The organism is Azovibrio restrictus DSM 23866, from assembly GCF_000429665.1.
Taxonomy (GTDB): domain Bacteria; phylum Pseudomonadota; class Gammaproteobacteria; order Burkholderiales; family Rhodocyclaceae; genus Azovibrio; species Azovibrio restrictus.
In genome coordinates, this window is the sequence record NZ_KE386938.1 from 16,678 (window position 1) to 31,121 (window position 14,444).

A 14,444-nucleotide genomic window follows, 5' to 3' on the forward strand; every position below is an offset into this window, starting at 1 on the left:
GGTTCCCCCGCGTTCGCGGGGATAGACCCAAAGCTGATCCCACCAGAAGGCAAGACCAGCTGGTTCCCCCGCGTTCGCGGGGATAGGCCGCTTGGGGTCGGGTCCGGCTGTAGAAAAGCCAACATTGATTTCGATTCACAACTGAGCGGCAGCTGACTAGCGCATTGCTGCCGGATATACATCGGATGTCAACGACCGCTCAGGCCGAAATTCAGACGGATGACTCCGAAGTTGGCCTGTTTCGGTCTTACAGTGCGCAAGCTCATTTAAATGTTGTGTTTCGTTAGCAGTCCATGGGCTTCGGTTTTCGTGGCCGCCCGCCCTTGCGGCCATTGACCCGCGCCTGCTCCTTGCCTGCCGCTGTTTTTGGTCCGGTGGATAGGCCGCCATGCAGTTTGCAGCGCCCATTGCTGTAAAGGCTTTTGTGCTTGCATGGCGTTCCTTTGCGCGTCGTGGCCGAGCAGGTAAAGGAACAAAATTCCGGCGAGGAGTGGAATGGAACCCGGGGGAGCCCGAGTTCCCATCGGACATGCCACTCACTCAGACGCTGCTGCTGTTCGGCCCAAAGTTCCCGGTAACGACGTTGATGTTCGTTGCACATAGCCTGCTCAGCGCGTTTGCAGCAGGGATCGAATATCTTCGACGCGCCAGACGGTCGTGCGCGGGCCAAGTTTGACCGGGCTCGGGAAGCGGCCGCTTTTGCAGCCTGCCCACCAGCTGGAGCGGCTGACTGGAATGATGGGCGGAACTGGCGGGTTGGCCTTGGGGTTGCCAAGAATCTGGGGTAACCGGAGATAGCCGGTGGCGGGGAGAGGGTTATTCATCGCGTTTTCCTGGACCGTCGTGGTCGTCGTTAGTCACGGATGAATCGTAGAGGGCGAAATTGGACGTTCCGGAGCCGACTTTCCGAAACGCCCAAACGGCCTGTTTACGGGCTCAAAAAAATCGAGAAACAAGGATTGACGCGTAAACCGAGCTAACTCGATTTGGCCTTCAAAATCGCACAAATGCGCGGCTTGGTCAGGGTTTCTCCCGAAAAGTATTTGAAGGCGAGCATGAATCATGCGGTCGCGATTCTTGATTGCGGCGGCGCGATTTTTGGCTGAGCCCTTGGCCGCCACGCGGGCGCGCTTGATCCGGCCGGCCTGATCAAGCGGCATGCCTCAGGCGGCGCTAGTGATGCTGATGATCTCCGCTCCGGCTTTCAGCTTGTCGAGATAATCCGCCCACAGCTGCATCATTGCCTTGCGCTCTTGCAGGAATTTGGTGCGGTTGTAGGCCGTCCCCAAGGCATCCGGTACCTTGTGCGCCAGCTGGTGTTCGATCACTTCCGGCTTCTGGTGCAGTTCCTCGTGCAGGATCGTTCGCGCCATTGCCCGGAAACCGTGGCCGGTGATTTCGGTTTTGGTGTCGTACCCCATCCGGCGCAGTGCGGCATTAACGGCTGCTTCGCTCATGGATTTTTGCGGGTCGCGCCCCGGAAACACATGCTTGCCGTGACCGGTCAGCGCCTGCAGGTCTTTGAGGATTGCCAAGGCTTGCGTTGCTAGAGGCACGGAATGTTCCGTATTGGTCTTGGTGACGAAGTAGCGCCATTCCGCCCTGTCCAGATCAAAATCCGCCCACAGCGCCTTGCGCAACTCGCCGGGGCGCACGAAAAGCAAAGGGGCAAGCAGCAGCGCCGAGCGGACAACGAAGGTGCCTTTGAAACCATCGATGGCTCTGAGCAATTCCGCCACCTTGGCTGGTTCGGTGATGCTGGCGAAGTTCTTCTCCCGTGCTGGCGGCAATGCTCCACGCAAATCGGGGCAGGGGTCACGGTCTGCGCGCCCGGTGGCAATGGCGTAGCGCATTACTTGGGAGATATTGCCTTTTGCGCGATGAGCCGTATCGAGGGTGCCGCGATTCTCGATACGACGCAGAACATCTAGTATCTGTGGGGCGCTGATTTCAGCAATCGGTTTGCTGCCGAGCCAAGGAAAGACATCGTTTTCCAATCGCTTGATGATTTTATCGGCGTGATTGGAGACCCAAGTTTCCCGGTTTTTCTCAAACCATTCGCGAGCGATTACCTCGAAGCTGTTCGCGGCACGCATGACCGTGGCAGCCTTGACGGCTTTGCGGTTCTCACCGGGATCGACACCTGCCGCCAACAGTTTGCGGGCTTCGTCCCGTTTTCCGCGCGCCTCTTTCAAGCCAACGTCAGGATACACCCCGTGGGCGAGCAGCTTTTCCTTGCCGTCAAAGCGGTATTTCTGGCGCCAGTACTTGGTGCCGTTCGGATTAATGAGCAGGAACAAACCTTTCTCATCGGCCATCTTGATCGGTTTGTCGGCCGGCTTGGCATTGCGCACAGCGGTGTCGGTTAGAGCCATTGGGGGTACCTCTATCAGGAACTTCGTCGCATACCCCCTGTTATACCCCCATGTACCCCCGGTTTTCAATACTACCTATTGGACAACGTTGGACGCAAAAAAGGCCGGAAACCTCGATTTCTCTTGGTTTTTCGGCCTTCGTTGCACGACTTAATACAAGTATATGGTGGAGGCGGGGGGGATCGAACCCCCGTCCGCAAGCACTCTACAACGCGATCTACATGCTTAGTCCGGTCATTTGGGTTTTAGTCCTTGCACGCCGGCCGAACAGGCTTGTCTCAGACGATCTGCTAGATTTTCGTGTCCGATCACGCAGCGGAACCGGACCTTATCTGCTGTAAATGACTCTGCTGCTGGGTTGCCCCAGCCCGGCCCATCAGAAAACCGGTGCAGAGCTAGCCGGGTTTAAGCGGCCAGAGCGTAACGCTCGTCGTTGGCGTTTATAGATTGCCAGTGGTTTTACGAGGTAACTGTACCTCGGCATGCACAACGCTGCTTTGCAACCCACGTCGAAGCCAGGTCGCCCCCGTTGTGAAGGCTCAGATGGTAGCAGAAGCTGAAAGTTCAAGGGGAAATGTATTTCTGGCCGGCAGTGGTACTGATCTACATCATCGGCAGTTGACCTAGATCATCCCACGCCGCCCGGGGCGCCCCCTAGAATGCGGCCCGATGCTGCCCGAACTCCATTCCCTCCGCTGCCACCCGCGCCTGTCCGCCTTCCTGGCGTTGCTGGCCCTGTGCCTGCAGCTGGTGGCGACCGGGATCGGCACGGTCCATGCAGCCGAGCGGCTGGCCAACAGCAGTGGCGCCATCGAGATCTGTACTCCGGCCGGCATCGTCCGCATCACCGCCGACGGTACCGAATATCCGACCACCCAGCCCGGGGGCCAGCAATGCCCCTTCTGTGCTGCCGCAGCAGGCTCCCCGCCTCTGCTGGCCGTGGCCCTGTCCTTCTTCGTTTCCGGCTCGGCTCCGGCCGACTACTCCCCCCAGGCACCGGCAGACCTGCCGCCGGCTGCCCCTGACCAGCGTCACGCCCCCAACCGGGCTCCTCCCGCCTTCTTCGCCTGATCCATTTCCTTGGTGCGCGGCGGCCTCCGGCCCTGCGTAGTTGCCTGCCATGGTCGCCCCATGTCTGGCGCCTGTCCCGCGAAGAAAGTTTTCATGAAGACCTGTCGTCCCACGGCTCTGGGCCTTGCCCTGGCCGCTGCCTTTCCCTTCAACCTCCTGGCCCAGGAGACCCTGGACCCCGTCGTGGTCACCGCGCCGCCCATGAGCGCGCCCCTGGAGGTCAGCTTCGATCCCCGGGCGCCCCAGCAGCCCCTGCCCGCTAATGACGGGGCCAGCCTGCTGAAGACCGTGCCGGGCATGAACGTGATCCGCAAGGGCGGCACCGACGGGGACCCCATGTTCCGGGGCATGGCGGCCTCCCGCCTGAACATCCTGCTGGACGGGGAGCAGATTCTCGGCGGCTGCGGCATGCGCATGGACCCGCCCACCGCCTACGTGTTTCCCGACAGCTACGACCGGGTCACCCTGCTGAAGGGGCCCCAGAGCGTCACCCACGGCCCCGGTGCCTCGGCCGGCACCGTGCTGTTCGAGCGCCAGCCCACCTACTTTAGCGAACCCGGCTGGCAGGTGAAGGGCGCCCTGACCGGCGCCAGCTTCGGCCGGCACGAGGAGTTCATGGACGTGAAGGGGGGCACCACCCTGGGTTACGTCCAGGGCATCCTCACCCACGACCAGTCCGACGATTACGAGGACGGGGATGGCAACACCGTGCATTCCCGCTACAAGCGTCACAGCGCCACCGCCATCCTGGGGGTGACGCCGGACAAGGACACCCGCCTGGAATTCTCGGCCATCCGCAGCGACGGGGAAGCCGCCTACGCCGACCGGAGCATGGACGGCAGCAAGTTCGACCGGACCAACTACGGACTCAAGTTCGAGAAGGAACGCATGGGCGGCCTGCTCGACAAGGTGGAAGCCCAGGTCTACTACAACTACGTGGACCACGTGATGGACAACTACAGCCTGCGCAAGCGGGCTGCCAGCACCATGGCCATGGCCAGCAACCCGGACCGCAAGACCACCGGGGGCCGCCTGGCCTTCACCCTGCTGCCCTCCGCCAGCACCCAGCTGATCCTGGGGGCGGACCAGCAGACCAACATCCACACCCTGCGCAAGAGCGGCACCGGCGGCGAATTCGTCAGCTCCTACCAGGACCAGCAGCGCAGCGAGGACGCCCGCTTCGAGAACTACGGCCTGTTCGCCGAACTGACCCAGCAGCTGGGCAGCGCCGGCCGGGTGGTGGCCGGCCTGCGCAGCGACCAGTGGGAAGCCTGGGACAAGCGCCGCAACATCAGCATCGGCATGGCCAGCCGGGCCAACCCCACGGCCGGGGAAAAGCGGGACGAAACCCTCACCAGCGGCTTTGCCCGTTACGAACACGACCTCTCCCCGGCCAGCACCGCCTACCTTGGCCTGGGCCACAGCGAGCGGGCCCCCGACTACTGGGAGCTGTTCAATAAGGAAGCCGCCGCCAGCAACAACAGCAGCAGCCTCTCGGTGTTCAAGCAGGCCGCCCCGGAAAAGACCAACCAGCTGGACCTGGGCCTGACCTGGAAATCCGGCCCCGTGCAGGCCTTCGTCTCGGCCTTCTACAACCGGATCGACGACTACCTGCTGGTGCAGAGCAACTACGTCAAGCCGGCCCTGATGGGAACCGGCACCCGGACCACCACCGTGGTGCGCAACGTGGACGCCACCACCTGGGGCGGCGAAGCCGGCATCAACTACGCCTTCAACGCCCAGTGGAAGGGCCTCGCCAGCATCGCCTGGGTGCACGGGGAAAACGACACGGACGGCCACGCCCTGGGCCAGATGCCGCCCCTGGAAGGCCGTTTCGGGCTGGACTGGGACAACGGCAGGTGGTCCGCCGGCGCCCTGCTGCGGCTGGTGGCCCGGCAGGACCGCTACGCCCTGTACGAAGGCAACATCGTCGGCCAGGACCTGGGGGAAACCGGCGGCTTCGGGGTGTTCTCCGTAAACGGCGGCTACCGCTGGAACAAGGGCACCCGCATCACCTTCGGGGTGGACAACCTGTTCGACAAGACCTACGCGGAATCCATCAGCCGTAGCGGCGCATCGGTGGCCATCCTGGGCTACGAGCCCATCACCCGGGTAAACGAACCGGGCCGGAGCTTCTGGCTCAAGGCCCAGATCGCCCTGGACTGAAACCAACCCGCCCCCGCCCGCGGCGGGGGTCAGATCAGAAGGAGCCTGTCATGGGCAAGACCATCTTCAAGGCAGGGGAACGCATCTACGCCGCCGGGGCCCCCGGACTCGCCTGGCGGGTCCAGTCCGGCTCGGTGCGTCTGGACCGGATCATCCCCGACGGGGACCCCATGTTCGCCAACCTGGCCGTGGAAGGGGACATCATCGGAGCGGAAACCCTGATGTTCCAGCACTACACCTTCGAGGCCACGGCCCTGGCCGACTGCGTCCTGGTGCCCTGGCCAGAGGGCGAAGCCGCCCCGGCAGGGGAATCCCTGCTGGCCGCCCTGACCACCAGCGAAACCCGGGCCGCCGACGTGGTGGCCTTGCGCTGCGGCCAGGCCATGGAACGGGTCACCCGCCTGCTCTCCCTGCTCACCGGCGGACGCGAGCCCCAGCTGGCCAGCATGCCCCTGCCCTCCCGGCGGGACATGGCGGAAATCACCGCCCTCACCACCGAAACCGTGTCCCGGGTCGTCAGCCAGCTGCGCCGGGCCGGCATCCTCCCGGCCCATGAAAAACGGGGCCGGCCCAGCAAGTCCTGAAACCCTCATCCTGCAAGGAGCATCCCATGGAAAAGGAACAGCAATCCCCGGTCAGCAATGAAATGCCCGCCCTGCTGCTGGGCGCCGGCTTCGCCCTCGCCTCCCTGATCCTGGTGCCGGCCCTGGCCCAGCGGGTAGGCCTGGGCTCCAGCGTCACCATCGCCCTGCGGGCCGCGCTGATGCGGGCGGCAGGCCGCCTCTGAACATGGCCGGCAGCTTCCCCCTGGCGGGCCTCGCCCGGCTGCTCTGGCTGAGTGCCCTGCTGGCCCTGCTCGCCGGCTGCGACGCCAGTCCCCCGGCCGAGCGGCTGGCGGACGCCCTGTGGGCCGAACCGGCCGGGCTGGTGCTGACTTCCAGCCAGGGCCCCCAGCCCCTCGACAGCCTCAAGGGCAAGGTGCTGCTGGTGTCCTTCGGCTACACCCACTGCCCCGATGTCTGCCCGGCCAACCTGGGCGCCTCGGCCCAGGCGGTGACCCGCCTCAGCCCGGCGGAGCGGGAGCGGGTCCGCTTCCTGATGGTGGCCGTGGACCCGGCCCGGGATACCGCCGCCGCCATGGCCCAGTACCTGGCCTTCTTCCACCCGGACATGCTCGGCCTGGTGGCGCCGCCGGAACAGCTGGCCCGCATCGCCAAGGCCTTCAAGGCCATCTACATCGTCGGCCAGCCGGGGCAGAACGGGGAATACGCGGTGGACCACAGCGCCCAGACCTGGCTGCTCAACAGCCGCGGAGAGCTGGTGCGCAGCCTGGATTTCGGCACGCCCACGGAAGACATCCTCGCCGCCCTCAGGAAGCAGCTGGGGAGCCCATCATGAGCCTGCGCCCCTCCACCCTGGCCCTGGGCGGCCTGGCCCTGGGGCTGGCGGGCCTCCTCGCCACCTGGGCCGAAGCCGGGCTGCAGGCCCAAGCGCCGGACCCCGGGACCCCGGCCCTGGTGCGGGAGCTGGGGCTCACCGACCCGGCCCTGTTCACCGAGGCCCGCTACACCCGCCACCTGGCCCTGAGCGACCGGCACGCCCCCTTCCAGGATCACCCCCTGGGCTTCGACCATTTCCCCAGCGCCTCCCTGGTGGCGCCGCCCCGCCATGACTGACTGGTTCCACAAGCAACGCTACCTGATCGACTTCAGCCTCGCCGCCCTGGGCCGGCGCAAGGTGCGCAACCTGGGCCTGCTGGCGGCCTACAGCCTGCTGGTGTTCGTGCTCGCCTCGGTGATGCTGTTCACCCAGGGCCTGCGCCAGGAAGCGAAACGGGTCCTGGCCGAATCCCCGGAAGTGATCCTGCAGCGCCTGGTGGCCGGCCGCCAGGACCTGATTCCCCCCGGCTACCTGGAGCAGATCGGCCGCATCCGCGGCGTGCAGAAAATGGAAGCCCGGCTCTGGGGCTACTACTACGACCCGGTGGTCAAGGCCAACTACACCTTCATGGTCCCCGGAGAGCGGCAGATTCCCTCGGGGCAGCTCGTCGTCGGCCCGGCCCTGGCCCGGGAGCGGGGCTTGGTGGCGGGCAACCTGATCTCCTTCCGCAGCTATTCGGGCCGCCTGTTCACCTTCCAGGTGGCCGAGGTGCTGCCCCAGGCCAGCGAGCTGATGAGCGCCGACCTGGTGCTCCTGGGGGCCGAGGATTTCCGCGCCTTCTTCGATTTCCCCGCCGGCCACTACACCGACATCACCCTCTCGGTGGCCAATCCCAACGAGGTGCGCAACGTGGCGGCCAAGCTCGCGGCGGCCCTGCCCGATTCCCGCCCCATCCTGCGCGAGGAGGTGCAGCGCACCTACGCCTCCCTGTTCGACTGGCGCGAAGGCATGGTGCTGACGGTGCTGGCCGGGGCCCTGCTGGCCTTCGCCATCCTCGCCTGGGACAAGGCCTCCGGCCTCTCCGCCGAGGAACGGCGCGAAATCGGCATCCTCAAGGCGATCGGCTGGGAAACCGGCGACGTGCTGCGCATGAAGTTCTGGGAAGGGGTGCTGATCTCCCTGTCCGCCTTCCTGATCGGCTACCTGGCCGCCTGGGTCCATGTCTTCCACCTGGACGGGGCCCTGTTCCGGCCGGTGCTGCAGGGCTGGGCAGTGCTCTACCCCCACTTCCGCCTGACGCCCCAGGTGGATGGCCTGCAGCTGGCCACCCTGTTCTTCTTCACGGTCTTCCCCTACACCGCCGCGGTGCTGGTGCCCATCTGGCGCGCGGCGATCACGGACCCGGACGCGGTGATGCGCACATGATAGAAATCGCCGACCTGCACAAGGCCTTCAACCAGGGCCAGCACAACGAATACTGGGCCATCCAGGGGGTCAGCCTGAGCCTCGCCCGGGGCCAGGTGACCGCCTTCATGGGGCCGAGCGGCTCCGGCAAGACCACCCTGCTGTCCCTGATCGGCTGTCTGGCCCGGCCCACCAGCGGCCGCATCCGCCTGGACGGGGAGGACATCTCCGGCCTGCCCGAGCGCTTCCTCACTGAACTGCGGCGCCGGCATTTCGGTTTCGTGTTCCAGCAGTTCAACCTGATCAAGGGCCTCTCCGCCCGGGACAATGTGATGCTGCCCGCCTACCCCCTGGGCCTGCCGCACCGCCAGCTGACGGAACGGGCTGACGCCCTGCTCGCCCAGTTCCGCCTGGGCCACCGGGCCGATGCCCGGGTGGAATGGCTGTCGGGAGGCGAACAGCAGCGGGTGGCCATTGCCCGGGCCCTGATCAACGACCCGCCCATCCTGGTGGCCGACGAACCCACGGCCAACCTGGACACGGCCCTGTCCCGGGAATTCCTCGCCATCCTCGGGGAGCTGAGCGGCGCCGGACGCACCGTGCTGCTCACCAGCCACGATCCCCTGGTGCTGGACTCGCCCCAGGTGGAGCGGCGCGTGGCCCTGCGCGACGGCCGGGTGGTGGAAGCCTGATGCTGTTCCAGCCCGCCATCATCGCCCTGCTCCTGGCCGCCGGCCTGGGAGTGGCTGCCCTGGGCGGCGCCGCCCCCTTCGCCTGGCAGATCCTGCGCCGCTGGAATCTCGCCAGCGGCAGCGAAGGCCAGCTGACCATGGAGCGCCGCACCTACCTGTTTTCCTCCCTGGTGGCCCTGGTGCTGGGGGTGCAGCTGGCGGCCCTGCTGCTGTTCGTGTTCAACGCCGACCGGATGTCCGAGATGTTCGTGGGCGCCATGTGCGCCGTGGGCACCCTGCAGGTGAATGCCTGGGGCTTCCCCGCCCTGGTGGCCCAGATCGCCGTGTTCTTCGCCGCCAGCCAGTGGCTGCTCATCAACCACCTGGACAACCAGGCCCGGGATTACCCCCTGGTGCGCCTCAAGTACGCCCTGCTGCTCCTCCTGGTGCCGCTCCTGGCCCTGAGCTTCGGGCTGCAGCTGGCCTACTTCAAGGGCCTCCGGGCCGACGTCATCACCTCCTGCTGCGGCAGCCTGTTCTCGGGGGAATCCCGGGGCATCTCCGGGGAAATGGCGGGGGCCGACCCGCGCCTGGCCATGGGCCTCTACTTCGGCAGCCTGGGCCTGGCCGTCGCCGCCCTGGGCAGCTACGTCCTGCGCCCCGCCCCGGGCCGGGGCAACGGCCTGCTGGCCGGCCTCGCCAGCGGCCTGGTGTTTCCCGCCGCCCTCACCGGGATCATCTCCTTCCTCTCCCTCTACATCTACGAACACCCCCACCACCACTGCCCCTTCTGCATCCTCAAGCCCGAATACGGCTACCGGGGCTACGCCCTGTACCTGCCCCTGTTCCTGGGCTGTGCCGCCGGCCTCGGGGTCGGGGTGCTGCAGCTGTTCCGCCGCCGTCCCAGCCTCGCCGCCCTGGTGCCGCCCCTGGCCCAGCGCCTGGCCTGGGTGGCCCTGCTGGCCCTGGTGCTGTTCCTGGGCCTGTCCGCCGGCATGGTCTGGCAATCCAACCTAATCCTCCTGGAGCACTGATGCCCCGCCTGCTCAGCCTGATCCTTCTTCTCCTGGGCCTGACCGCCTGCGGCCCGGAAGCCCCCAGCCTCAACCTGGGCCAGCCGGCGCCTGCCTTTCACAGCCGCTTCCTGGCCGGTCAGGGCACTGATTTCCCCGCCGACTACGCCGGCCGCCCCCTGGTGATCCGCTTCTGGGCCGACTGGTGCCGCTACTGCGAGGGCGAAATGCAGGCCATCGAACAGGTCTATCAACGCCACAAAGACCGGGGCCTGACGGTGCTGGCCATCAACGCCGGCCAGGACAGCGCCACCGCCGCCGCCTTCGCCAAGAAGATCGGCATCACCTACCCGGTGCTGCTCGACGAGGATTCCGCCATCGCCAAGCAGTACGGCGTCGTGGGCCTGCCCACCACCTACTTCATCGATGCCCAGGGCGTGGTCCGGGCCAAGGTGGTGGGAGAGGCCAGCGAGGCCGTGTTCGAACAACAGGTAAAGGCCCTGCTGCCATGAATCCCCCCTGCGACCTCTGCGGTCTAGACACCGGACTCAAGCCCTTCCCCCTGCCCACCCCGGCGGGGGAGAAGCTGTTCTGCTGCGAAGGCTGCCGGGGCATCTACCAGATGCTGCACCAGATCGAAGAAGCGCCCCCACCCCCAGCCCCCGAATCCCCACCCAGGAGCCAACCATGATCGACCCGAAAGCCATAGAACAGGCCGCCCAGTGCGGCAGCATGCTCAACCATCCCATCGCCCAGGGCACCATGATGGCCGCCTCCGGCTTTGCCGCCAGCCGCCTGGTGCCGCCCCTGCCCGGACTCAACCTGCTGCGCAATCCCCTGGTGCTGCTGGCCGGGGGCATCGCCGCCGGCTACCTGCTGCACAAGTACGAGAAGGAGATCATCCAGTTCCTGGCCAAGAGCACCGGCATGGGCAAGGACTTCGTCCTGCACCAGAAGGAAAACCTGGAAGACCTGCTGGCCGAGGCCCAGGAAAAGGAAGCCGCCGCCGCTGTGCCCCAGGCTCCGGCCGCCCCGGCCGTCACGCCCCAGGGCTGAAGCCATGGACAGCGCTGCTGCCACCGCCCTGGCCCGGCAGATCCAGGTGCGCCACCGGGAGCCCGGCCACCTGCGCCTGGAGCTGCCGCCCGCCCTGCTGGGTTCCCTGCCCGAGCTGGAAACCGCCCTGCGCCGGGTCAGCGGGGTCTACCGGGTGCTGCCCGAAGGCAGGCGCCTGGCGATCCGCTTCGACCCGGGCCTGTGCACCGAAATCCAGGTGGCCCGGGCCCTCAAGGCTGCCCTGCTGGAACTGCCGGAATCCCTCGCCGCCAACCCCGCCAACCCCGAGCCGCCGACCGCCGCAGCGATGCAGCCTGGCCTGCCCGCCGGCCTCGGCCAGCTGGGGCAGCAGTTCGGCAGCCAGCTGCTGCCGCTGCTGAGCGGCACCGGCCGGGCCGCCCTGGGCCTGCTCCAGGAGCTGGGGCAGCGCCTGGGCCAGGCCGCCAGACCGGCGCCCACCGCCGCCCCGGGGCGCGATGCGGCCCAGCCCGCCGACACCGGCCAGAGCGCCGGCCCCGACCCTGCCAGCCACGACCTGGGCCAGCGGCTCCAGGGCCTGGTCCAGGGAGCCCTGACCGAGCGGGCGGCGATCAACTTTCTCAACGACATCCTCGCCTTCTACCTGATCAAGGTGCACTGGGACCTGATCACCCGGCGCTGGCTCAAGGAACCCCTGAAGTTCGCCAATGCCTGGCTGACCGTGTTCTACCTGGTGTTCCTGCTCGTCCGCTACCGCAAGCAGGCCCCCAAACCCTAGGACAGTCCCATGCGCCACCGCCATTTCCGTGTCGTGCACCGCCTCAGCCGGCGCCTGCGCCTGATTTCCCCGGCCCTGGAGAAACAGGCCGAGCGCTGCTACATCCTGGAAATCCTGCTGCGCAAGCACGGGGCCATCACCGGGGTGAGGAGCGTGCCGGACATCGGCTCCCTGACCCTGCACTACCAGCCCGAGGCCCTGCCGGAAGTGCGCCTGCTGGCCCTGGTGGATGCGGTGCTCGGCAACCTGGTGGCGGCCCCGCCCCGGCCGGCGGCGGCCCCCGCCCCGGCCGGCGACCAGCCCCTGGCCGAGTGTTCGGTGGCGGTGGAGGGCATGACCTGCGCCTCCTGCGCCCTGCTCATCGAACTCTCCTTCCAGCGCGACCCCCGGGTGGACAGCGTGCGGGTCAATTACGCCTCGGGCACCGCCAGCATCCGCGGCCGCCTGGACCGGGAAGCCGTGTTCGCCGGCATCGCCCGCCTGGGCTACGAGGCCCGGCCCATGGACACCCTGGCCCAGCGCCGGCTACTGGTGGAGCGGGAAAAACAGCACCTGCAGACAGCCCGCCGGAAGCTGATCCAGTCGGCCCTGCTGGCCGCCCCGGTGATGCTCACCGGCATGGCCATGCACCGGGACCCCCTGCTGCGCCTGGTGGAATTCGCCCTGTCCTCGGCCGCCCTGTTCGGCAGCGGCGGCGACATCTTCAAGAAGGCCTGGGCCCTGGCCGAACAGAAGCAGGCCAACATGGACAGCCTGATCGCCCTGGGCGCCGGGGCCGCCTGGCTGTACAGCCTGCCGGGGCTGGTGCGCCCCGCCCACCACGTCTATTTCGAATCGGCCGCCGGCATCATCAGCTTCGTCCTGCTCGGCCGCTACCTGGAAGAACAGGCCCGGGGCAAGGCCTCGGAAGCCATCCGCAAACTCATCGAGCTGCAGCCGGAAACCGCCTGCCGGGTGGATGCCGAAGGCCGGGAAAGCCAGGTTCCCCTGGACCAGGTGCAAGAAGGAGACCTGCTGCGGGTGCGGCCCGGGGAGCGGGTGCCCACCGACGGGGTACTGTTCCAGGGCAGCTCGGCAGTGGATGAGTCCATGCTCACTGGCGAATCCCTGCCGGTTGAAAAAACCCCCGGGGACCCGGTGGTGGGCGGCTGCATCAACGGCACCGGCAGCTTCACCCTGCAGGTGGGCGCCGTCGGCCCCCGCACGGTGCTGGCCGGCATCATCCGCATGGTGGACCAGGCCCAGGACATGAAACTGCCGGTGCAGAAACTGGCCGACCGCATCTCCGCCCGCTTCGTGCCCACGGTGGGGGCCGTCGCCGGGCTCACCTTCGCCGGCTGGCTGGCCGCCGGCACCCCGGCCGCCACGGCCCTGGCCCACAGCGTCGCCGTGCTGCTGATCGCCTGTCCCTGCGCCCTGGGTCTGGCCACCCCCACGGCGATCATGGTCGGTACCGGCCAGGCGGCCCGGCGCGGCATCTACATCCGCCGGGGCGAAGCCCTGGAAACCTCGGCCCGGCTCACCACCCTGGTGTTCGACAAGACCGGCACCCTCACCGAAGGCCGGCCCCAGGTCACCGACCTGGTCTGGGCCGAGGGACTGGACGCCGCCGCCCGCCACAGCCTGCTGGCCGCCGTGGCCGGGGCCGAGGGCCATTCGGAACATTTCCTCGCCCAGGCCATCGCCGCCTGGTGCCGGGAGCAGGGCATCGTCCCCGCCCCGGTACAGGATTTCACCGCCCTGCCCGGCCAGGGGCTCAGCTGCCGCCACCAGGGCCAGACCCTGCGGCTCGGCAACGCCGCCCTGCTGGAGGCCGCCGGGGTGGACAGCCGCCCCCTGGCAGCATCGGCCGCCGCCCTGGCCGAGCAGGGCAAGACCCCGGTCCTGGTGGCCCTGGAAGACCACTGCCTGGCCCTGTTCGCCATCGCCGACCGGCCCCGGCCCGGCGCCCGGGAAGCCGTGGCCCTGCTGCACCGCCTGGGTCTGGAAACGGTGATGGCCACCGGCGACCTGGACGCCGTGGCCCGGCACGTGGCCGACCAGGTGGGCATGACCCGGGTGGTGGCCCGGGCCACCCCGGCGGACAAGCTGGCCCTGATCCGCCGGCTGCAGGCCGAAGGCAAGCGGGTGGGCATGATCGGCGACGGCATCAACGACGCCCCGGCCCTGGCCGCCGCCGACGTGGGCTTTGCCGTGGGCGGCGGCACCGACATTGCCCAGGAAGCCGCCGACATCACCCTGGTGGGCGGCGACATCGCCCGGGTGGCGGCCGGCATCGAACTGTCCCGGCGCACCATGAGCATCATCCGCCAGAACCTGTTCTGGGCCCTGGGCTACAACACCGTGGCCATCCCCTTCGCCGCCGCCGGCCGCCTGACCCCGATGATCGCCTCGGCGGCCATGGCCTTGTCCTCGGTCTCGGTGGTCACCAACTCCCTGCGCCTGAAACGATGAACCTAAAAACCTCACCACAGAGACACAAAGACACAGAGAAGTTCAAAAAAACAATGGCTTGCATTGTCTTCTGCGCTCACCTAGAAAGTGACCTGGC

Annotated in this window: 17 protein-coding genes and 1 other RNA gene; 14 read left to right on the top strand and 4 right to left on the bottom strand. The window is 67.3% G+C overall.

What is annotated here, in order from left to right; all coding sequences use genetic code 11:
- Positions 1 to 283: 283 nt before the first annotated feature.
- The 4 genes from G474_RS24630 to ssrA all read right to left on the bottom strand — a co-directional run bounded on the left by G474_RS24630 (position 284) and on the right by ssrA (position 2,903).
- The gene (locus G474_RS24630) at positions 284 to 601 is read right to left on the bottom strand and encodes an HGGxSTG domain-containing protein (RefSeq protein ID WP_425386890.1); all 318 of its coding nucleotides are present in this window, start codon (positions 599 to 601) and stop codon (positions 284 to 286) included.
- A 7-nt stretch (positions 602 to 608) separates the two neighbouring features.
- Complete coding sequence (locus tag G474_RS23050) at positions 609 to 824, bottom strand: helix-turn-helix transcriptional regulator (protein ID WP_084513848.1); 216 nt, start codon at positions 822 to 824, stop codon at positions 609 to 611.
- 339 nt (positions 825 to 1,163) lie between these two features.
- Positions 1,164 to 2,375, bottom strand: coding sequence for a tyrosine-type recombinase/integrase (locus tag G474_RS0117850; RefSeq protein ID WP_026688130.1), 1,212 nt, complete (start codon positions 2,373 to 2,375; stop codon positions 1,164 to 1,166).
- A gap of 164 nt (positions 2,376 to 2,539) precedes the next feature.
- Positions 2,540 to 2,903: a transfer-messenger RNA gene (gene ssrA / locus G474_RS23055) on the bottom strand.
- A gap of 141 nt (positions 2,904 to 3,044) precedes the next feature.
- Between ssrA and G474_RS0117855 the strand changes: the two genes are divergently transcribed.
- The 14 genes from G474_RS0117855 to G474_RS0117915 all read left to right on the top strand — a co-directional run bounded on the left by G474_RS0117855 (position 3,045) and on the right by G474_RS0117915 (position 14,347).
- Positions 3,045 to 3,446, top strand: a complete 402-nt coding sequence (locus G474_RS0117855; RefSeq protein WP_026688131.1) for a DUF2946 family protein — start codon at positions 3,045 to 3,047, stop codon at positions 3,444 to 3,446.
- A gap of 93 nt (positions 3,447 to 3,539) precedes the next feature.
- On the top strand, positions 3,540 to 5,612 hold the full coding sequence (locus G474_RS0117860) for a TonB-dependent copper receptor (protein ID WP_026688132.1): 2,073 nt from the start codon (positions 3,540 to 3,542) through the stop codon (positions 5,610 to 5,612).
- A gap of 50 nt (positions 5,613 to 5,662) precedes the next feature.
- Positions 5,663 to 6,196 carry a Crp/Fnr family transcriptional regulator gene (locus G474_RS0117865; RefSeq protein ID WP_084513849.1) on the top strand — a complete coding sequence of 178 codons (534 nt, stop codon included), beginning with the start codon at positions 5,663 to 5,665 and terminating at the stop codon, positions 6,194 to 6,196.
- 26 nt (positions 6,197 to 6,222) lie between these two features.
- On the top strand, positions 6,223 to 6,399 hold the full coding sequence (locus G474_RS23845; RefSeq protein ID WP_169729554.1) for a hypothetical protein: 177 nt from the start codon (positions 6,223 to 6,225) through the stop codon (positions 6,397 to 6,399).
- A gap of 2 nt (positions 6,400 to 6,401) precedes the next feature.
- A complete protein-coding gene (locus tag G474_RS0117875) occupies positions 6,402 to 7,010 on the top strand; it encodes an SCO family protein (RefSeq protein ID WP_026688134.1) in 609 nt (202 codons plus the stop codon).
- Positions 7,007 to 7,288 (top strand): hypothetical protein, encoded by a 282-nt coding sequence (locus G474_RS0117880; RefSeq protein ID WP_026688135.1) that lies wholly within the window; start codon positions 7,007 to 7,009, stop codon positions 7,286 to 7,288. The genes G474_RS0117875 and G474_RS0117880 overlap by 4 nt, the downstream gene beginning before the upstream one ends.
- Entirely contained in the window at positions 7,281 to 8,417 is a 1,137-nt protein-coding gene (locus tag G474_RS0117885; RefSeq protein ID WP_026688136.1) for an ABC transporter permease, read from the top strand. The genes G474_RS0117880 and G474_RS0117885 overlap by 8 nt, the downstream gene beginning before the upstream one ends.
- Entirely contained in the window at positions 8,414 to 9,088 is a 675-nt protein-coding gene (locus G474_RS0117890) for an ABC transporter ATP-binding protein (RefSeq protein WP_026688137.1), read from the top strand. Before G474_RS0117885 ends, G474_RS0117890 begins: the two co-directional genes overlap by 4 nt.
- On the top strand, positions 9,088 to 10,101 hold the full coding sequence (locus G474_RS0117895) for a hypothetical protein (protein ID WP_026688138.1): 1,014 nt from the start codon (positions 9,088 to 9,090) through the stop codon (positions 10,099 to 10,101). The genes G474_RS0117890 and G474_RS0117895 overlap by 1 nt, the downstream gene beginning before the upstream one ends.
- Positions 10,101 to 10,592, top strand: coding sequence for a TlpA family protein disulfide reductase (locus G474_RS0117900; protein WP_043465262.1), 492 nt, complete (start codon positions 10,101 to 10,103; stop codon positions 10,590 to 10,592). The genes G474_RS0117895 and G474_RS0117900 overlap by 1 nt, the downstream gene beginning before the upstream one ends.
- The gene (locus G474_RS23060; RefSeq protein WP_084513850.1) at positions 10,589 to 10,771 is read left to right on the top strand and encodes a hypothetical protein; all 183 of its coding nucleotides are present in this window, start codon (positions 10,589 to 10,591) and stop codon (positions 10,769 to 10,771) included. The genes G474_RS0117900 and G474_RS23060 overlap by 4 nt, the downstream gene beginning before the upstream one ends.
- Entirely contained in the window at positions 10,768 to 11,136 is a 369-nt protein-coding gene (locus G474_RS21555) for a hypothetical protein (protein WP_051282416.1), read from the top strand. The genes G474_RS23060 and G474_RS21555 overlap by 4 nt, the downstream gene beginning before the upstream one ends.
- A 4-nt stretch (positions 11,137 to 11,140) precedes the next feature.
- On the top strand, positions 11,141 to 11,893 hold the full coding sequence (locus tag G474_RS0117910) for a hypothetical protein (RefSeq protein ID WP_026688139.1): 753 nt from the start codon (positions 11,141 to 11,143) through the stop codon (positions 11,891 to 11,893).
- A gap of 9 nt (positions 11,894 to 11,902) precedes the next feature.
- Entirely contained in the window at positions 11,903 to 14,347 is a 2,445-nt protein-coding gene (locus G474_RS0117915) for a heavy metal translocating P-type ATPase (RefSeq protein WP_026688140.1), read from the top strand.
- The last annotated feature ends 97 nt before the right edge of the window (positions 14,348 to 14,444 follow it).